13 protein-coding genes are annotated in these 21,633 nt (G+C 35.2%); 6 read left to right on the forward strand and 7 right to left on the reverse strand.

All coding sequences use genetic code 11. The features are described from left to right. Nucleotides 1-51 precede the first annotated feature (51 nt). From pyrG to AC3E9W_RS09535, 6 genes are all read right to left on the reverse strand, one after another. Nucleotides 52-1,665 carry a CTP synthase gene (pyrG, locus tag AC3E9W_RS09510; RefSeq protein WP_488768168.1) on the reverse strand — a complete coding sequence of 538 codons (1,614 nt, stop codon included), beginning with the start codon at nt 1,663-1,665 and terminating at the stop codon, nt 52-54. 223 nt (nt 1,666-1,888) lie between these two features. Continuing rightward, entirely contained in the window at nt 1,889-2,119 is a 231-nt protein-coding gene (locus AC3E9W_RS09515; RefSeq protein ID WP_306156665.1) for a DUF3820 family protein, read from the reverse strand. 693 nt (nt 2,120-2,812) lie between these two features. Beyond that, entirely contained in the window at nt 2,813-4,741 is a 1,929-nt protein-coding gene (gene nagB / locus AC3E9W_RS09520) for a glucosamine-6-phosphate deaminase (protein ID WP_306156667.1), read from the reverse strand. Between the two features lie 24 nt (nt 4,742-4,765). Further along, nucleotides 4,766-6,145 carry a sugar MFS transporter gene (locus tag AC3E9W_RS09525; RefSeq protein WP_488768169.1) on the reverse strand — a complete coding sequence of 460 codons (1,380 nt, stop codon included), beginning with the start codon at nt 6,143-6,145 and terminating at the stop codon, nt 4,766-4,768. 164 nt (nt 6,146-6,309) lie between these two features. Then, entirely contained in the window at nt 6,310-7,191 is an 882-nt protein-coding gene (locus tag AC3E9W_RS09530) for a sugar phosphate nucleotidyltransferase (RefSeq protein ID WP_488768170.1), read from the reverse strand. A gap of 5 nt (nt 7,192-7,196) precedes the next feature. Further along, a complete protein-coding gene (locus AC3E9W_RS09535) occupies nt 7,197-8,288 on the reverse strand; it encodes a mevalonate kinase family protein (RefSeq protein ID WP_488768171.1) in 1,092 nt (363 codons plus the stop codon). Nucleotides 8,289-8,519: 231 nt separating this feature from the next. On the opposite strand from AC3E9W_RS09535, the gene AC3E9W_RS09540 reads away from it, so the two are divergent. Further along, nucleotides 8,520-9,560, forward strand: a complete 1,041-nt coding sequence (locus tag AC3E9W_RS09540) for a LacI family DNA-binding transcriptional regulator (RefSeq protein ID WP_488768172.1) — start codon at nt 8,520-8,522, stop codon at nt 9,558-9,560. Between the two features lie 383 nt (nt 9,561-9,943). Here AC3E9W_RS09540 and AC3E9W_RS09545 read toward each other — a convergent pair whose 3' ends face one another. After that, on the reverse strand, nt 9,944-10,582 hold the full coding sequence (locus tag AC3E9W_RS09545) for a carbohydrate-binding family 9-like protein (RefSeq protein ID WP_488768173.1): 639 nt from the start codon (nt 10,580-10,582) through the stop codon (nt 9,944-9,946). A 678-nt stretch (nt 10,583-11,260) separates the two neighbouring features. On the opposite strand from AC3E9W_RS09545, the gene AC3E9W_RS09550 reads away from it, so the two are divergent. The 5 genes from AC3E9W_RS09550 (at nt 11,261) to AC3E9W_RS09570 (ending at nt 21,539) form a co-directional block, all read left to right on the forward strand. Next, nucleotides 11,261-14,347, forward strand: a complete 3,087-nt coding sequence (locus AC3E9W_RS09550) for a SusC/RagA family TonB-linked outer membrane protein (RefSeq protein WP_488768174.1) — start codon at nt 11,261-11,263, stop codon at nt 14,345-14,347. A 36-nt stretch (nt 14,348-14,383) separates the two neighbouring features. Then, a complete protein-coding gene (locus tag AC3E9W_RS09555; RefSeq protein ID WP_488768175.1) occupies nt 14,384-15,895 on the forward strand; it encodes a RagB/SusD family nutrient uptake outer membrane protein in 1,512 nt (503 codons plus the stop codon). A 94-nt stretch (nt 15,896-15,989) separates the two neighbouring features. Beyond that, nucleotides 15,990-17,396 (forward strand): aryl-sulfate sulfotransferase, encoded by a 1,407-nt coding sequence (locus AC3E9W_RS09560; RefSeq protein ID WP_488768176.1) that lies wholly within the window; start codon nt 15,990-15,992, stop codon nt 17,394-17,396. A 110-nt stretch (nt 17,397-17,506) separates the two neighbouring features. Then, nucleotides 17,507-18,502, forward strand: coding sequence for a c-type cytochrome (locus tag AC3E9W_RS09565; RefSeq protein WP_488768177.1), 996 nt, complete (start codon nt 17,507-17,509; stop codon nt 18,500-18,502). 37 nt (nt 18,503-18,539) lie between these two features. Further along, nucleotides 18,540-21,539: a glycoside hydrolase domain-containing protein gene (locus tag AC3E9W_RS09570; RefSeq protein WP_488768178.1), complete on the forward strand. Its 3,000-nt coding sequence runs from the start codon at nt 18,540-18,542 to the stop codon at nt 21,537-21,539. The last annotated feature ends 94 nt before the right edge of the window (nt 21,540-21,633 follow it).

Consider the following 21,633-nt stretch of genomic DNA (forward strand, 5'->3'; position numbering starts at 1 on the left):
TGAATTAGTAATGAGTTGAACTCAAAAGTTACATTTTCTTCGAATTAATTATTATTTTTTATGCGCATTAACTGCAGCAGCCACAAAGTTTACAAAAATTGGGTGCGGGTTAGCAACTGTACTTTTGTATTCTGGGTGGTATTGTACACCAATGAAAAATGGGTGGTTTTCAAGTTCTACGATTTCTACTAATCCTGTATCAGGATTAACTCCAGAAGCTTTTAAACCAGCTTTTTGCAATTCATCAGCATATTTATTGTTGTACTCGTAACGGTGGCGGTGACGCTCCGAAATAGTTTTTTCTCCGTAAATTTTGTATGCTAGAGTGTTTGGTTTAATATCACATTTCCAAGCACCTAGACGCATTGTTCCTCCTTTATCGGTAACATTTTTCTGTTCTTCCATTAAATTCACAACCGGATGAGGCGTTTTATCGTTCATCTCAGTAGAATTCGCATCAGCGTAACCTAAAATATTTCTAGAATATTCGATAACAGACATTTGCATTCCTAAACAAATTCCGAAGAAAGGAATATTGTTTTCACGAACATAACGAACTGCTTCGATTTTTCCTTCAATACCTCTTTCACCAAAACCTGGAGCAACTAAAACCCCGTCAAGTGTTCCTAATTTCTCTTGAACATTGTCAGCATTAATGTGCTCTGAGTGAATAGAAATTACGTTTACTTTAGTTTCGTTTGCTGCACCTGCATGGATAAACGCCTCTAAAATAGATTTGTAACAATCCTGCATTTCCACATATTTTCCAACCAAACCAATATTTACGGTTTGTTTTGGACTTTTTAATCTTTTTAAGAAAGTATTCCAGTTTTTAAGATCTGGAGATGCTTTTTTAGGTAAATCTAATTTCTTTAAAGCCACAACATCTAATCCTTCTTCAAGCATTAAATTTGGAACTTCATATATAGTAGAAGCATCAATTGACTGAATAACTGCTTCTTTTTTCACATTACAGAATAAAGCTAATTTCTGGCGTAATTCCTGAGACAATTCGTGCTCCGTTCTACAAACTAAGATATCCGCTTTAATACCGCTCTCCATTAACGTTTTAACAGAGTGCTGTGTTGGTTTTGTTTTTAATTCACCTGCAGCAGCCAAAAATGGAACTAAAGTCAAATGAATTACGATTCCGTTATTTTCACCTAATTCCCAAACCAACTGACGAACAGATTCTATATAAGGTAAAGATTCGATATCACCAACTGTTCCACCAATTTCAGTAATAACAATGTCATAATCGCCAGATTTTCCTAGCAATTGCATTCTGTCTTTGATTTCGTTTGTGATATGAGGAACAACCTGAACTGTTTTTCCTAAAAATTCTCCTCTTCTTTCTTTTTCAATAACCGAAAGATAAACTCTTCCTGTAGTAACGTTATTAGCCTGAGAAGTAGGAACGTTTAAGAAACGCTCGTAGTGTCCTAAGTCTAAGTCAGTTTCAGCTCCATCATCTGTCACGTAGCATTCTCCGTGCTCATACGGGTTTAGTGTCCCCGGGTCAACGTTAATATACGGATCAAATTTCTGAATAGTAGTACGGTATCCTCTTCCTTGTAACAATTTTGCCAAAGATGCCGCGATAATCCCTTTTCCTAATGAAGAGGTCACACCTCCTGTAACAAAAATATATTTTGTTTGATTCATTCTGTTGTTGTTTGTAAGTAGTTGTGTAAAAAACTTGGCAAAAGTACAAATTTAATTAGACAATTTGCTAATTAGAAAATCAGAAAATGTGTCAATTAAAAAATTTAAGAAATAGACAAGTGTTAATTGCAAAACATGAATTAAATTCATCTTAAATAGACATTTTACATTTATCTCTCTAAAGATTATCTAATTTTCTCATTATCTCATTATCTAATTTGTTTTAAGGCTTGGGATACTGCTTCTTTATATTTCGAATCAACTCTTCCAACCCATTCAATTTCAATTCATAAATCAATTGCAGTTGTTGCCCTAATTCTCCTTTTGGAAATCCTTTAGTATGATACCAAACCACGTAATATTCTGGAAGATCAATTAAATATCTTCCTTCGTATTTTCCGAAAGGCATTTTGGTGTGTGCTAATTTTATGAGTTGTTTTTTGTCTTGTTCCATAGTTTAGAAGAGGAAAGAAGCAAGATGAAAGACTTAATACCTTCCCTTACTTACTTTGATTGCTTACAAAATTATGACTTATTTTTCTTTTGCCACAGATTAAAAGGATTCACACAGATTAAAAAAACTAGAACCTCAGAACCTTAGCATCTTAGAACCTAAACAAAAAAAGAAGCAAGAAAAAAGAATATATAATTCCTTTTCTTGCTTCTCTTGCAAAGCTATTAATATTTCAAACAATTAGACCGTTAAAGGGTAAATTATTTTTAAACCATATAAGCGATGTAAGAACATATAAACTATGCGCTTAAATAAACTTTGCGATTTTAAGGTCATATAAAAATTATTTAAACCATATAAGCTATATAAGAACATGTAAACTATGCGCTTAAATAAACTTTGCGATTTAAGATCATATAAAAAATCATTTTAAACCAAATAAGCCATACAATACAAGTAAATACATACAGTACGCTTAAATGAGCTTTGCGATTCAAACCCACCCAAAACTTAAATTTACTTATATCACTTATATGGTTTAAAAACTTAGAACTTAAACAAAAAAAGAAGCAAGAAAAAAGAACCTATATTCGTTCCCTCTTCCTGCTTCAAAAATATTATTTAACTTGTCACTAATTTTCTAAAAAACTAAGAAAAAAACTTAGCATCTCAGCATCTTAGAACCTTAGCAACTTAGTAATGCCATCTCACAAAAGCCTCCATTGCCGCATAAGTTGCTAAACCTAATTGGTGGTACAATTCAGCTGTTTCGCGGTTTCTGTCTTCAGCTCTCTGCCAGAACTCTCTTGCATCTGTTCCTTGGAAAACAACTCCGTCTTTTTGAGACTGGTGTTTGAAGATTCCGTGACGTTTTGCTAAAACCTGATCAGGACTCATCGGAACTGCCATTTCAACTTCGTCAATTCCCCATTCTTGCCAAGCTCCACGGTACAACCATAACCAACAGTCGTTCATGAATTCTTTTGGTTTCAGAACTTTTACGGCTTCAAAAATAGCATCCAAACAAACTTTGTGCGTTCCGTGTGGATCTGCTAAATCTCCTGCTGCGTAGATTTGGTGTGGCTTAATTTTTTCGATTAAATCAACTGTCAACTGAATATCTTCTGGTCCGATTGGTTTTTTCTCGATTGTTCCTGTTTCATAGAAAGGCAATTCCATAAAGTGAATCTGTTCGTCTGGAAGACCAACAAAATAACTTGTAGCTCTCGCCTCACCTTTTCTAATTAAACCTTTAATGTAACGAACTTCAGGAATATCAATTTCGCTGTTCTTTTTGTTCTGCAAGAAAGCTTCTGCTTTTTTATAAATGTTATCAGCTTCTTCGCTTTTGATTCCGAATTTTTCGTTGTAATCAATTACGAATCTTGCAAAACGCAATGCTTCATCGTCAGCAACTGCAATGTTTCCAGAAGTTTGGTACGCAACGTGCACTTCATGCCCTTGCTCTTGCAGACGCATAAAAGTTCCTCCCATACTGATGATATCGTCATCTGGGTGTGGAGAGAAAATCAATACGCGTTTTTTAGCTGGTTCCGCTCTTTCTGGACGGTTTGAATCGTCAGCATTTGGTTTTCCACCTGGCCAACCTGTAATTGTATTTTGTAATTTATTGAAAATTTTAATATTCGTATCGTAAGCTGGACCAGAATCTGCTAACAAATCGCTCATACCATTTTCGATATAATCGGCGTCTGTAAGCATTAAAATTGGTTTTTTAAGATCTAATGCTAATCCTAAAACCGCTTTACGAGTTAATTTATCTGTCCAAACAATTTTCTCAACCAACCAAGGCTTGTTGATTCTTGTTAGTTTTGAAGAAGCTTCTTTATCTAAAATAAAAACGGCATTGTTGTGCTCTTGCAAAAATGAAGCAGGAACTCTATTTGTAACTTCATCCTCAACAGATCTCTTTACAATATTGGCTTTTCCTTCACCCCAAGCTAATAAGATTACTCTTTTTGCTTCCATGATTTTCTTTACCCCAAGCGTAATTGCAGTTCTTGGCGTATTATTTAAACCATAAAAATCTTTACTTGCAGCAACTCTTGTAATGTGATCTAAAGCCACTAAACGTGTTTTTGAGTTTTGAAGCGAACCAGATTCGTTAAAACCAATATGTCCGTTACCTCCAATTCCAAGAATCTGAAGATCGATTCCGCCTAAAGCTTCGATTTTAGCTTCATATTCGTGGCAGTAATCTGCAATTTGTTCTTTTGTCAAAAGTCCGTCTGGTACGTGAGCGTTTTCAGGTAAAATATCGACATGATCAAACAAAAGTTCTTTCATGAAACGAACATAACTGTTGATAGAATTCGGTTCCATTGGATAGTATTCATCCAAGTTAAAACTGATTACGTTCTTGAAACTCAAACCTTCTTCTTTATGCAAGCGCACTAATTCAGCATATAATCCTTTTGGAGAAGAACCGGTTGCCAAACCCAAAATACATGGTTTTCCTTCTTTTTGTTTTTCTCTGATTAAAGCCGCAATTTCCTGCGCTACTTCTTTTGAAGCTTCCGTAGAGTTTTCAAAAACAACTGTATTGATGTTTTCGAATCGTTTTTCGAAACCTGTTGCTTTGTCGATTTTACTTTTTAACATGATATATTAATTTTTATTTTTTGTTCAACTATTCCATTTCCTGTACTTATGCCCTTTTACAGCATAAAACAAAATCATTGCATAAGAAGGCAATAGCATTAAATACGCCAATTGATTTCCGCTTTTTGAAACATCTTGCAGATTTTTTGCAACATTTGCCGAATTAATGCTTTCTGTAATCATTCCGTAAAACAATGGAAAAACAGCTCCACCGATAATTCCCATAATCAAAATAGCGCTTCCTATTTTAGTATAACCTCCCAAATCTTGCAAAGCCATTGGCCAGATTGCCGGCCAGCATAAAGCATTTGCCAATCCTAAAAGTGCTACTAAAAGTATTACCAACGGTATATTTGGAGTTCCTGGAAATGCAATCATTATTTTTGGCGAAATCAAAACAATGGCCAAAACCAGTATTAAACCAAAAATTCCAGACACTTTTAAAGCAGTTACTTGCGAAACATATTTAGGTATCAGAACTATTCCAAGAACGTATCCAACAACCATTGCTGACATCGTAAATGATGTTAATTTGAGGTAGAAATTTCCTTCTTCACCGTAAACTCCAAGCTGTTTTCCGAAAGCCCCAATAGAATCTCCCGCCAAAACCTCTGCAGATAAATACAACATTAAAGTAATTACTCCTAAAACCAGCTGCGGATGTTTGAAAGCATTTTTTATCTGTTTAAAAACACTTAAACTCGAAACATTTCCTTCTTCGTCCAAATCAATTTCTGGCAGAGGAGAAAACTTAACCATCAAAGCTAAAACAGTAATAATCAACCCCATATAAAGATAAGGAGTTTGTAATTGCAAAGCAAGAGAATTTAATGCACTCGTTTTGGCAGCTTCATCCATCATGGCAATTTTGTCTGCCGTAAAGTCTTGCATATTAGACAAAACCAAAACTGTAAGCACGATTGGAGCTACAAATCCGGCCAGTTTATTGGCAATTCCTAAAACACTGATTCTTGCCGCAGCGCTTTCTCTCGGACCAATTACCACAACATATGGATTTGAAGCTGTCTGCAAAACCGCTAAACCAGTTCCCATTACAAAAAGCGCTAATAAAAATAAGAGAAATGTACGGCTTGCTGCTGCAGGATAAAACATAAATGCTCCAGCGGCAATAATCAATAACCCTAGAGAAATTCCGTTTTTATATCCCACTTTTTCAATAATATAAGAAGAAGGAACTGCCATTACAAAATAGGCAATATAAAAGGCAAAAGTCACAAAATAGGCTTGCGAAGAAGTAAGCTCGCAAGCTAATTCAAAAAACGGAATAAGTGGCCCGTTAAGCCAGGTTACGAATCCTAGAATAAAAAACAATAAGGTTAAAATTACCATCGGAACAATGGCACTTTTTTTCTCTACTTGTAATGTACTTTGAATGTTTGTCATAATTTTTGGTTGATTAGTTATAGATTTATTTACTTTAAAATCTAAATTAGAATCAACTCTCACATTATTGATTGCGTAATTTATGCAAATATCTGCATTTTTTTTGCAAAACAAAAGTAGTACATTAAATTTCCTTATTCTCTAATTTAGATATCAAAGTTTTGTTAATTTTTGTTATTCCAATTTAAATCAGGATAATATTTTGCCAAATATGTTTTTACATCGGTAATATCTTCCTTAGCAGTTAGATCCGGAACGTGCTCAGAAAACGGAATTCCGACTGTAGTATTCGGATTTTCCTTCACAGAGTTTAAAAGTACTGTTGGCAACTCCTTTTCATCACGCTCTGGATGAACGGGACAATTTTTAAGATGTTTATATAAAGTCTTACCATTAAACTTAAAAGCATTCATACTCACGCGTATCTTCCCTTCACTATCCATATATTGTTCCAAAACTTCTTCTGAAGGTTTTTCTAAAATATCCAAAAGCTGATTATTAGCATCTAATTTTGCAATTGCAAAGCGAGAAATACGCTCTTGCGGAAAATCCATTGCATCTCGATCATAACTAATAAATGCGTTCGGACTTTCGGTTTCTCTCAATGCGCGCAACGCTTCTGCCGAATACAAATTATCGCTATTGCAAACCGAATAAAACTGTGAATTTAATTCTGGATATTGTTCAACAGCCTGCAACAAAGCATCTGCAGTTCCAAAAGGTTTTATTCTTCCTTCCGGAATATATTGAACCGCAAATGAAATAGTAAGTCCATGAAAATCATTATCCTTCATTTTACTTCCATAAAACTCTTTAAACAACTCTCCTTGTTCTCCTATTATAATGTAGATATTTTTGTAACCCGCTTTTTTCGCATTCCACAAAAGATAATCCAGTAAAGGTCTTCCGCTTGCGCCAACACCAATCAAACCTTTACTTCTTTCGTTGGCCTGTGCAATTTCTTCTGGAGAAAGATTATCTGTAACCGCTTCTTTTTTCATTCGAGAAGAAGCTCCACCGGCTAAAATCACTAAATTGTCGTGCATTTTATTTAATTTTCAATATTATCAATAATTCGTACTCCGGGATCAACATTTACCGCATACGCTTCTTGCGCTCCAGCGTCTAAAATCGCTTTTATCACCGCATCTTCATTCTTAGGATCAGCAATTACAACAATGCTTCCGCCACCGCCAGAACCCACAATTTTTGCTCCGTATGCACCCGCTTTTAGCGCAGCATTGACCATTGCATCAATTCTTGGAACTGTAATTTTCAGCAAATCGCGTAAAATTTCATGATGACCATTCATTAAAGCACCAATTTTCTTAAGATCCAAAACTGGTTTTTCAAATTCTTTTAAAGCTTCTTTGGTATAATAATAATTTTTAACCGCCGCTTCAAAAAACGGAATCAAACGGTCTGGGAGACAGTTTCGATATTTATCCACATCTTCAGCTTCAGAAGTATTTAAATCAAACTTTGGATAATTCTGTTTTACCAGATCAATTGCAGTTAAAGCATTTCCTTTTAACTCGCCAAGCAGTCCGATAGTTTCTTTTGGAACTCCAGAAACACCTGTAATAAGACCTTTTAATTCTGTTCCGATTATATTAAACGAAAATGGCTTTTTAGTATTGATGTACACAATATTTCCGACGCCGATACTGAAATGATCCATCATTCCGCCTGGTTCTCCATGTTCTAAAACTTCAGATTCGTATCCTAATTTGGAAAGAAATTCAGGTGTAACTTCATGATCAATTCCGAAAGCTTCGATCAAGAAACGAATCCAAGCCATTAATAAAGCTGACGAACTTGATGTTCCTGAATTAATCGGAATATCTCCGGTAATGAAAATCGTATAGCCAGATGTCGGCACGCAGCCATACCTACGCAGTACCCGCAGCGAGGAAGCAAAGTAATCTCTTGGTTCTAATTTTTCAAAAGCCTCGTGTATATTGATAATTCTAATTTCATTAATATCAATCATATTCAGAACAAATGTATCGGTCTGATTTTCTTCTGCAATTAATTTAATATTTCGATCTATCGCACAGGCTATAACAGGCAATCCTAAATAATCTTGATGATCTCCAAAAAGACAGGTTCGGCCGGGAGCTAATGACGTAATTTTTTTCACTTAAACACTTTGTATTAAAACACTTTAATTCAATAAATTAAAACGTTATTTGGTTGTAAATTTATTTTAGATTTTCGGTTTTGATTTCACGAAACTATAGATTATATTTTTATAAAACAAGAAAAAATACAAAAATGTGCTCGAACACACTATTTTTATGTTCTCGAGCACATTTATTAATTCTTACAAAAAATTCACGTTTATTAAATCAAAGTTTTTATATTTGTCTACATGGATAAAAAGTACACGATTAAGGATATTGCACAAATGGCTGGAGTTTCTAAAGGAACTGTGGACCGTGTTCTGCATAATAGAGGAAAAGTCTCTCCTGCTGCACTCGAAAAAATCAACGAAGTTTTGAATGTTATTGATTACGAGCCTAACTTAATTGCACGAAATTTAAAAAGCACCAAAGTTTACCGCATTTGTGTTTTGCTTCCAGATCCTGTATTTGACCCGTACTGGCTTCCTTGCGTTAACGGAATACAAGATGCAATTAAGGAATTTAAAGCCTACAATGTCGCTATAGACATCCATTATTTCAATCCAGAAAGCACTAAAGCTTTTTTAAAAACCAACGAAACGATTATTACACAATCGCCAGATGCAGTTTTACTGACTCCTCTTTTCCATAAGGAAACCATTGAAATCATAAAACAATATGACGAACTGGGAATTATTGTCAACACTTTCAACAACCAGGTCGAATCTTCTTCTATTAAAAGTTTTGTGGGACAGGATTTATACAAAAGTGGCCGTGTTGCCGCGAGTTTAATGAATCTGATTCTCCCAAAAGGTCAGATTGCCATTATTCATATTGATGAAAGTCTGAAAAATGCGGTTCACATGCAAGAAAAAGAACGAGGATTTAGAAGTTATTTTGACGAAAAAAACCTTCCTGATTTTTCTGTAACTACATTAAAACTAAAATATTCTAATATAGAAAATAAGCTTACGGCTTTCTTAAACGAAAATCCTGATTTAAGCGGTATTTTTATTACTACTTCTAAAGCTTATCAAATTGCTTCTATCTTATCCTCGGTTACAGATAAAAAAATTGCTCTGATTGGCTACGATTTAATTGATAAAAATGTTAGTTTTTTAAATCAGGGATTGGTTCATTTTTTAATTCACCAAAACCAAAAAAGACAGGCTTATTTAGGCGTAAGCACTTTGGCGGATCATTTTATTTTTAGAAAAGATATTCCAGAGACTATTTTGCTTCCTATTGACATCATCAATGTCGAAAATGCTTCTTTTTACACCAAGTAAGTTTTTTTTGCCACAAAGGCGCGAAGACATAAAGTTTTTTTTCTCTCGCAGATTTAGCAGATTATGAGGATTTTTTTTATCTGCAAGATCTCCTAAATCTGCGGGAAAAAATTTACACGCAAAGACACTAAGTCACATTTTTTTTTCCTCTCGCAAATTTAGCAGATTATGAGGATTTTTTTTATCTGCAAGATCTCCTAAATCTGCGGGAAGAAATTTATACGCAAAGACACTAAGTCACATTTTTTTTCCTCCCGCAGATTTAGCAGATTATGGGGATTTTTTTTATCTGCAAGATCTGCCAAATCTGCGCGAAGAAATTTATGCGCAAAGTATTTCACGCAGATTAAAAAAACTTTGTGTCTTCGCGTCTTTGCGGCAAATCATTTCTGTAAAATAAATTTCCCGAAAGACGAAGCGATATGAAAATTCGGTTCTGCAGTATTTGGATTCACCCATGAAATCCAAGTTGGCTGATATTCTCCTTTTTCGTCTTTAGAAAACTTGGCTCTATAAACTCCTGTTTCAATTGTATTGTCATGAACTAAATCTAATTCTTTTAACGATCCAATACTAATTGCGCCTGCAACTGTAAAAGAAACCTCATCTGCAGAAGATTCTAGTTTTATATGATTTTGAGGCCATTTCCATTCGTAATCAAAAACTTTATCAGGAAGCGCGTAAAAATCCAATAGCCTTGTTGACGGATCGATTTCTAAACAATAGTAAGGATTAAGACTATCATTACTTCTAAAAAAAAGCTCCACACGATCTGAATTGCAAATGCTGTCTACGCTATCATCTTTTTGGTCGATATATATATCAGTATCAAAAACTCTAAAATTAAAATAGAAGTTTTCTTGATCCCAAAGCGCTCGAAATTCGATTTTTAAAATTGGATTATCATTCCACGGAGAAGAAAAATCGGTCAAGCAATTTGCTTTTTCCCAGAAAATCGGATTTAAAATTTCACTCTTGCCAGCTTGATTTTTATCAATTAAAACTACTTGATATTCCTTCACAATACTAATTCTTAAAATTTGTTAATTTTTGATTTTTCAAAAAACTGGATTCCATTCTAGATTCGGCTTATTTAATCCAATCATTTTTGAATAAGCCAAGTTAGTTCAAAATTGAATAAATACCATTATTCTTTTCAAAATAAACCCAAAATTTGCATGTAAAACCCATAAGAAAAGCCTGTTTAATTTTTATGTTTTAGGATTAGTAGTTGCGAAATTCACAAGTTTTTACAAAATCAGCAATTATTATTCAAAAAACACCTTATTTCAGCCTACTCATTATTTCGAAAATATTTTAAAAATATCTCATCTTTTTAAGTCCAAAAAAACGTTTCGCACAATTTTATGTGCTCGAGAACATAAATTTTGTGTGTTCGAGCACATTTTTTATGTTTTTTCTTGTTTTATAAAAATATAATCTCTAGTTTCGTCAGAGATTAATCTTAAAACTAAGTTAATTATGCAGATTTTCAGGTGATTTTTAAGCTTGTAGAAAGTAGAAAACCAAACTAAACAAGCCGAGTTTAAAGTAAAAATTGAAGCCTCTGATTTGTATAAAAAACAACTCAATCAAAACTTAACTAAAAAGACAAAATGAACTCCACGATTAAAAAAGAAGTCTAAAACCTACAAACAAAGAAGAAAACAATTAAACATTAACCAAAACCAATTTAAAGTATGAAATTATTAACCCAAAAAAAGCCAAGAGATTTTCGGATTAACAATTTATCCCGCAAAGAAATCGGAATAACGGTTCTCTCGTTATTAGTTTTTACATTTCAAGCTTCTGCAGCTTCTTCTATACATATTTCAGACAAGAACAAAACGGCGCTGTTTTTTGAAAAAACAGTGAAAGGAAAGGTTACAGATGAAAAAGGTTTGCCTCTTCCGGGTGCCAATGTGGTAGTTAAAGGCACTACAAAAGGTGTTCAGACTGATGTAGACGGAACTTTTGCTATTACGGTTCCAGATAATGCTACAAAACTGGTCATTACTTTCATCGGAATGGAAGATCAGGAAGTAACTATTGGAAGCGCGCCTCTAAAAATTGTCATGAAAGAAGCGGGACAAAAACTAGAAGAAGTGGTAATTGGATACGGAAAATCTAAGAAAAAAGATCTTACCGGTTCTGTAAGTTCGCTTAGCAAAGACAATTTAAACTTGGGCGGAACAGTGGCCAATGTTGGTCAGGCGCTACAAGGACGCGCTTCTGGAGTGCAAGTGCAGCAAAATAGCTATGCGCCAGGAACAAATCCTTCAGTTGTAATTAGAGGTGGAAACTCAATCAATACTTCTAATGCTCCGCTGTATGTAGTTGACGGATTCATTACCAGCACTGGAGCTTCTATTAGTCCAAATGATATTGAAAACATTCAGATTTTAAAAGACGCTGCTTCTACAGCAATTTATGGTGCGCGTGGAGGAAATGGAGTAATTTTAATTACCACTAAAAAAGGTAAAGCTGGAAAAATGAATGTAGAAGCTGAGATTTCTGATGGTTTTCAAAACATCATAAAAGAGCCTTCTTTATTGACTGGGCAGCAATATGCTGATTATCAAAACGCACTTAATGCTGAAAATGGAAGACCTCCACTTTTTCCTTCTAGCTTTCCTGTTGCCAACACCAACTGGTTTGATGCTGCAACTCGCCCGGGAGAAGTGCTAAACAGAACGCTTACCTTTAGCGGAAGCGATCAAAGTTCTAAATTTTTTCTTTCTGGAAACTATTTAAAACAAACGGGAGCTATCGTAAACACTGATTTTGAAAGATATAGTGTGAGAATGGGCGGTGAAAAAAGATTCAATGAAAGACTCAACATGGGTACAAATGTTTACGGCGCTGTTGCTGAAGGAAATAACAGTGATTTTGGCGATAACATTTTGTCTCCAATGTTCTCTATCCAGACTGCTCCGCCAACAATTCCGATTTACAATCCAGACGGTTCTTATTATAAATTTCAAGGAAAAGATAATGCGTTAGCACTTTTATTGGAACCGACAGACCACACGATCAACAGATTGGTAAATGGAAGCATGTTTTTAGATTATCAGATCATTAAAGGTTTAACGTATCATTTTGGTGCTGGTGCTGAATGGCAAGAAAATATTCAAGGAAAATATACTCCAAGTACTTTAGTAGCTGGAGCAGCGCTAAAAGGTTCTGCTTCTGAGGAAAACAAAACCTATTTCAGATGGAGTACAGAACAATATTTGACCTATAAATTTGATATTAAAGAAGTACATTCCATTACTGCAATGATTGGTACTTCAAACCAAAAGGATACTTACGAGAGAGTAAGAGCGGCTGGAACTGGTTTTTCTAACGATTTATTGACGTATTACAATCTGCAAGGCGCTTCGGTTTATTTGAAACCTGAAACAGAAAAAACAGAAACGAAATTGACTTCTTATTTTGGGAGGTTAAATTATGCATTTAATGATAAATATTTAGCCACTTTTACAATCAGAAAAGACGGTTCTTCTCGTTTTGGACCAAATAACAGATTTGGTATTTTCCCTTCTGGAGCAGTTGCATGGAAAGTATCTAACGAATCTTTTATGCAAAACGTAAAAGCAATTTCTGAACTTAAATTAAGAGCGAGTTACGGTATTACTGGTAGCGATGGTATTGGAGATTATTCATACATGAGCCGATTGACTTCTTGGGGAGTTACCATTGCGCCAGACGATTTTGTTGCTGGTACAGAACCTGCCAACTTAGCCAATCCGAACCTTAAATGGGAAGAAACAGCTCAAACTGATATTGGTTTGGATTTAGGTTTATTTAATGATAAACTTTCTATAACATTCGATTATTACAAAAAAAGAACTACAGATGCTCTTTTAAATGTTCCTGTTGGAGGATGGTGGGGATTTGGCACTCAAAGAATTAACTCTGGAGTTATTGACAATCAAGGTATTGAATTAGGAATCACTACAACCAACTTTAGATCTGATAAATTTTCTTGGACAACTTCATTAAATCTGGCTTACAACAAACAAGAAATCGTTTCTCTTGCAGATAATGTAAAAATCATTAGTACAAACACTTCTAACCCGAGTGGAACAGTTTCTGGTCAAGAATTTACAAGATTGGAACCTGGAAAAGAAATGGGTGTTTTGTTTGGTTATAAATATGCTGGAGTAATTAAAACTGGAGAAACTTATGCTCCTCAGCCGTTATCTGTGCCTGGAGATCCAAAATATGTAGATGTTGATGGAGACGGTACAATTACAGCGGCAGACAGAACGTATCTAGGAAATTCTATTCCGCATTATGTGGCTGGTTTTAATAACGATTTCAGATACAGAAATTTTGATATGAATATCTTTTTCCAAGGTGCTTTTGATTATTCTGTTTACAATATGACTAAAATGGTTGGAGAATCTTCTACCAGTACAGATGCATTAAACCGCTGGGTTGCTGGAACGAATGAAAACACAGATATTCCGAGAGACGGTTATTACAAAAGCAAATACGGAAGTTATGTGAATTCAAAATTTGTTGAAGAAGCTTCTTACCTACGTCTAAAAAATGTTTCTATTGGATACACTATTCCTGAAAGCGCTTTGAAAACAGTAAAATTTATTGACAGCATCAGATTATATGCTATCGGACAAAATTTATTGACGATTACCAATTATTCTGGAAATGACCCTGAAGTAAACGGGCATTCTTCTAATAATTTAGGTGGAGGAATTGATTTTAACTCGTTCCCGGCTTCAAGAACTTTTATACTTGGAATTAAAGTAGCCATTCACTAGTCTAAAATGCTTTTTAGTAACATTAAATTGATTCAAATGAAAAAATATACAATCTTATTACTTTTACTTACCGCTGGGGCACAAATTTCGTGCAACCAAGATCTTGATCCCACGGTATATAGCAGTTTGACTAATACCAATGGATACCAAACAAAGTCAGATGCTATTGCGGCCATCAATTCTATTTATGGAAGATTAAAAGGTCCGTCCGTAGGCGATAACTTTTCGTATTGGGCTACGAGACACTTTGCCTTGACTGATATTGCTACAGATTTAGGACATTGCCAATTTGGTGGAGATCCTGGACAATTGTCACTAGGAACTTGGAATTCTGCTAACGGACTTCTTAAAGAAGACTGGAACGCGATGTACAAACTAATTGCTAATGCCAACAATGCCATTTTCAACATTTTACCTATGGGTGGCATTACAGCAGCAGAAAAAGCACAATTTATTGCAGAAGCCAAATTCTTAAGATGTTCTGCTTATATGGATTTGACAGATTCTTGGGGACCTGTAATTTTAATTACCGAAGCGAACTTAGGAAATCCTGGATACTTAGATCAAACTCCGCCATCGTCTGTTGAAGAAATTGATGCTTTTATGATTAAAGAATTAACAGAAGCTGCTGATGTTCTTCCTCTTAATTATCAAAACAATGAAATTTATGGCACAAACGATGTGGGGCGTGCAACAAAAGGTGCAGCGCTTACCTTATTAGCTAAATTGTATTTAAGAAGCCACGATTGGCAAAAAGTAGTTTCTTTAACCAAACAAGTTATGGATTTAAACCAATATAGCCTTTACCCTTCTTATTTAGGTTTGTTTAAAGAAAGTAACAAATGGTGCAGCGAAAATATCTTCTCTTCTTTAAGTGATGCCAACACAAACGGAACTGAGTTACTAAACCATTTTGGGCCAGTTGATCACCCTGTTGTTCAAAACAGATGGCAGTATTATACTGTAAACTGGGACTTTTACAACACTTTTGGTGACGAAGACGAAAGAAAACAATGTTTCTTCCCAGAATTTATGGGTACAGATGGATTATTGCACAAGCAGCCTCCGTACTTAGGCGCTGAACCGCCAGAAGGCGAATTGTACATGCAAGACGTTTCTACAAAAAAATATGCCGATGACGAAACGACAACGTATTACGATGGTCATAGCGTAAACATCCTTCGTTATGCTGATGTTTTATTGAGCAGAGCCGAAGCGCTAAACGAAATCAGCGGCCCAACTCAAGAAGCAATCGATCTTATCAATCAGGTAAAAGGAAGATCTCACGCCAAACTTCTGGTTTTATCAGAACATACTCAAACTAGTTTGCGAGATGCTATTTTGCAAGAAAGAGGCTGGGAATTGTTTTATGAAGGAAAACGTCGTGCCGATTTAATTCGAATGAACAAATATGATGTTTTGGTAAACGCTTATCATTTAAGAGTTGGCGAGGCTGCTTTGATTAAAATGCCACAAAACAAATATTACACGTATCCGCAGAGTCAGGTAGATCTTAATCCAAACTTAAGCAACGCCGACAGACAATAAATAATGTATTTCAAGGACAGGCAGTAGAATAGCCTGTCTGTTCTTGATTTTTATATAAAAAGTGCTTTTCTGTTTCACAAAAGAAGCTTTTCAGATGATCAAAAAATTAATATTAAAAGGAAGTTTTATTTTAGTCTTACTTGCATTGGCAAGTTGTTCTAAAAACCAGATTATCTCCAATATCAACATTGGCACTCATGGCAACAACGAACTGAAAATTCAGATCGATGTTACTACGAATGACCAAGCTCAGGTATATGCAGAATATTGGTCGGACAAAAAAGGAATTCAAAATAAAATAACTTCCCCTATTTCAAATTCTGGTCTTAAGCATTCTTTAGTGCTTTGCAACATTATTCCAGAAACCAATTATAGTTTTCAAATAGTTACGGTTCAAGGCAGCGATAAAACAACAAGCAAGGTTTATACTTTTAAATCCAGAAAATTACCCGAATGGCTTCAAAAACAATTCAAAGCCAATTGCCCAAAGCCTGAGTTATTGCCAGAAAATTTCAAAAAAGGTTTTATGCTTTTAGCGAAAAGAGAAACTCCGGGAACGGCATACATTGTAGATTACAAAGGAAATTTAAGATGGTATCATACGCTTGAAGGAACAGGATTTAAAGTAGCCCATTTTACAAAAGAACAAAGTATTCTTTCCATTTTAGGAACAAACGACGAACCTACAAGTTACGGAAGTGAAATTCTGGAAATCAATCTTCAAGGCGATACTTTAACGCATATTAAAAAAGGACAAGGCGATTTAAAACAGACTATTCATCACGAAATCATCAAAAAATCGGCTAATGAAATTGTGACTTTAACGGTGGAAGAAAAAATAATGAATCTGAAATCTGTCGGCGGAAAAGAAAAAGACACTATTAGCGGTGACGGAATTGTAATCTTAGATAAAAAAGGAAAACAACTTTGGAAATGGACTGTTTTTGATGATTTAGATCCGCTGAAAGACAAAGATATTTTAAAAACAAAAAAAGACTGGACACACGCCAACAGTTTGAATTATGACAAAGACGGCAATTTCCTTATTTCATTTTACAACAACGGTCAGATTTGGAAAGTTGATTCTAAAACCGGAAAAGTAATGTGGAAATTAGGCAAAAACGGAACTATGAAAATGTCGGCAGACAGCAATTTTTCTCAAGCACACGCTGCACACATTGATCAGGAAGGAAGTTTACTATTTTTTGACAATGGTGTTGACAAAAAACAATCTTCTGTTTTTGCTTTAAAAGTGGACGAAAAGAACAATGCCGTAAAACTGGATTTTCAAATCAAATTGCCCAAAGATATTTACAACGACCGAATGGGAAGCGCTTATATGATCAATAAAGATTTGATTTTATGTTGCTGTTCCAAAAGACATATTACGGTTTTAACAAACAAAAAAGGAGTCCTTTTATGGGCGCTGGAATCTGAGATTCCGCCTTATCGCACACAATTTATTGAAGAGGAAAAATTGAAACCATTTCTTCTTAACTAATGATGATCTTCCTGCAAGGTTTTCAAAACCTTGTAGGTCTAAATATAAAACGAATACCTACGAGGTTTCGAAAACCTCGCAGGAGAAGAACAAGATTAAAAATTCTACACATGAAAAAAACAATTCTTATCGGACTTTTTTCAGCATTGCCAATTGTATTTTTCAATTCGTGCACCAAATCAAATTCACAAACTTTAGCTGCTGTAAATCAAGAAGCCGAAGATGAAGGTTACATCAAAATTGATACTTCAAAAATTCCAGACGATCAATTTGGAGAATCAATTCGTTATGGAAGAGAATTAATGATGAAAACGGCTTATTATATTGGTCCAAACGGAATCAACGGAAAATATTTAGGCAATAAAATGAACTGCACCAACTGCCATCAAGATGCTGGAACAAAACCGCATGCGTTCAATTTAATGTCTTCACACGATAATTATCCACAATACCGCGGGCGCGAAAACAAAGTGCTTACACTAGCAGAACGAGTTAATAACTGCATTATGCGTCCGCATTCTGGAAAACCGCTTCCGTTAGACAGCAAAGAAATGGTAGCCTTTTTATCGTATTTTAAATGGATAAGCAAATTTGTTCCGAAAGACGGTAATTTTAAAGGAGCAAAAAATTTAGAAATCGAATTTCCAGATGTTGCTGCAAGTCCAGAAAGAGGAAAAGCATTGTTTATAGAAAATTGCGCAAGATGCCACGGAAATAACGGTGAAGGAGTTTATAATGCTGATAAATCGGGTTATACCTATCCGCCGCTTTGGGGAGAATATGCCTATCAACCGGGTTCAAGCATGCACCGCGTAATCAAACAAGCACAATGGCTAAAAAGCAATATGCCATACGATAAAGTTCAACCCGGAAAACCGTATCTTACAGACAAAGAAGCACTTGATATTGCGGCTTATGTAAACGATGATTCTGTACACACAAGACCAAATCCAAAAACGTTTGATTATCCAGATAAAATGGGCAAACCAATTGATTATGCGCACAGTCCATTTAATGATAATTTTTCTGAAGAACAGCACAAATATGGACCTTACAAACCTATTATTGCCTACTGGAAAAAACAAGGCTGGAAAGCGGTTTACTAAACTCAAAATATACTATTTAACCTGATTATACAATACAATGAAACTAAACCTAAAACACACAACGCTTTTGACCAGAATAATGATGATGTATCTTTTCACAATCAGTATTCCATTAACGGCACAAATAAAATATTCAGACGGAAATGACAGCTGGAATCCTGATAAATTAGGAAATCATCGCGCTGTAATTGCTTTTTCTGGTTCAGGAAATGTTGCTAAAACTACAATCGAATGGCGAAGAAGAGATACTAATCCGGAACTTAAAAAAATCATCGTTCAAGATGCATCAGGAAAAGAAATTCAAAATATAAAAACCGAAAACATCAGTAGAGAAAATGGTACAATTTTCTTTGAGCCAATTTCAGGAAAAGGAACGTATTACGTTTATTATATGCCTTATATTGATGAAGGAAGTGCAAATTATCCGAAAGGAATTTATGCAAAACCAGAAGATAAAGCCGATGCAAAATGGCTTTCTAACATCAAATCAAATATAAAAGACAATTGTTCGGTTACAGAAATTCAGAGTGTGAATGCTTTCAACAGTTTTTATCCGATGGAAGTTATTGCAACGGCTGCTGAAACCAAAGATTTGATTGCAAAAAATACTGGAAATTCTTTCTTAGTTTTCCCAGAAGACAGATTGCATTCCATCAAATTAAAATCAGATTTACCGCAAAGATGGATTCAGAAAGGCGTTCAAAACAATTTTTCTGATACGGCAATGAAAGGCGAATATCTGGCTTTTCAATTGGGCGTTTATGCTCTTGAAGATTTGAAAAATATAAAAGTAACTTTCTCCGATTTAAAAAGTGGTGGAAATACAATTGATGCAAAAAACATCAGCTGCATCAATACTGACGGAACTAAATATGATGGAAATCCTTTCACTAATACTGTTTCTGTTTCTAAAGGAAAAATTCAGGCAATGTGGTGTGGTATCGACGTTCCGCAAAACGCTACAGCAGGAACTTATACTGGAAAAGCTACAGTTATTGCTGATGGAAAATCGAAAGAAATCAATCTTCAAATCACTGTTTCAAACGAAGTAACGAAAAACGGTGGAATCGACAGTCCAGAAAAAATGATGCGTTTAAAATGGCTGAACTCCACTTTAGCGCAAGAAAATACAGTTATCGCGCCTTATACTTCACTAATAGTAAACAATTCTGAAATCGCTTTATTAGGAAGAAAACTAATTTTAGCGCCAAACGGATTTCCAGCTCAAATTCAGACTTTCTTTACTCCAGAAATGACTGCTGTAGGAACAAAAGCCAATGATATTTTAAGTGCTCCAATCGATTTTCATTTTGTTGATGCTTCTGGAAAAGAATTGCAATGGAAAAACAGCGGAGTAAAATTCACTAAAAAAGAAGCAGGAACCGTTTCTTTTGAAAATACTTCGACTTCAAAATCAGCTCAAATGGAAGTAAACGCTTCTGTTGAATTTGACGGTTTTGTACATTATACAGTAAAAGTTACGGCTCTTGAAGATGTTACGTTTAATGACATCAATTTCCAAATGCCAATGCAACCAGCATCTGCGAAATACATGATGGGATTAGGTCAGAAAGGTGGCGATCGCCCAGCCACTTTTGACTGGAAATGGGATGTTGCACACAAAAATCAAGATGGCGCTTGGATTGGTGCCGTAAATTCTGGATTGCAGTTTTCTTTAAGAGACGAAAAATATAGCCGCCCTTTAAATACTAATTTCTATTTACAAAAGCCATTATTGTTGCCAACTTCTTGGGGGAACGAAAATAAGGGCGGCATTACAATTACTCCAAACCAGAAATCGGTTGTGGTGAATGCTTACAGCGGAGCAAGAACGATGAAAAAAGGTGATGTTTTGTATTATAATTTCAACTTATTAATCACACCTTTCCATACCATAAACACAGATTTTCAGTGGGATACAAAATTCTATCACAAATACAGTCCGATCGATTCAATTGCAAAAACGGGTGCAACAGTAATTAATATTCACCATGCGAATGCGATCAATCCGTACATCAATTATCCTTTTATCGAATTTAAAAAGATGAAAACGTATATTGATGAAGCTCACGAAAAAGGTTTAAAAGTAAAAATCTACAACACGGTTAGAGAGGTTTCAAACAAAGCGTATGAAACTTTCGCTTTAAGAAGTTTAGGCCACGAAATTTATTCTCCAGGAAAAGGAGGCGGATTCTCTTGGTTGCAAGAACACGTTGGCGACGATTATATCGCTGCTTGGTTTGTTCCAGAAATTAAAGATGCTGCAATCGTAAACAGTGGTATGAACCGTTGGCACAACTATTATGTAGAAGGCATGAACTGGCTAACACAAAACGTTGGTATCGATGGAATCTACTTAGATGACGTTGCTTTTGACAGAATCACAATGAAACGTATCAAACGTGTTTTGACAAAAGACGGTCACCCTGGAATTATCGATTTGCATAGCGCGAACCAATACAATAAAAGCGACGGATTTAATAACAGTGCCAATTTATACATGGAACATTTTCCGTACATCAATAAATTATGGTTTGGGGAATATTTTGATTATGAAAAAAATCAGCCTGACTTTTTCTTAACAGAAGTAAGCGGAATTCCGTTTGGATTAATGGGAGAAATGCTTCAGGATGGCGGAAATCCGTGGAGAGGAATGGTTTACGGAATGACAAACAGATTGCCTTGGAGCGACGGTGCAGATCCAAGACAAATCTGGAAATTATGGGATTCTTTCGGAATTAAAGGTTCTGAAATGATTGGATATTGGAGCGAAAACTGTCCTGTAAAAACAAACAACGACAAAGTTCTGGCAACGGTTTACAAAAAGAACGGAACGGCTTTAATTTCAATTGCAAGCTGGGCAGATGCTGATACAAAAGTAAAACTGAATATCGACTGGAAAAAATTAGGAATCAATCCTTCAAAAGCAACAATTACAGCGCCTGAAGTTCTTAAATTTCAGTCTGCACAAACTTTTAAACCAACAGACGAAATACCAGTTTCTAAAGGAAAAGGCTTGCTGTTGATTGTGAAGTAAACACATCCAGTTTGTCATTTCGACGAAGGAGAAATCGCACGCGGGATTCGGCACAGATTAGACAATTCACTTTGTGGAGCTACTAGTGTGATTT

Source organism: Flavobacterium sp. 38, assembly GCF_057799715.1.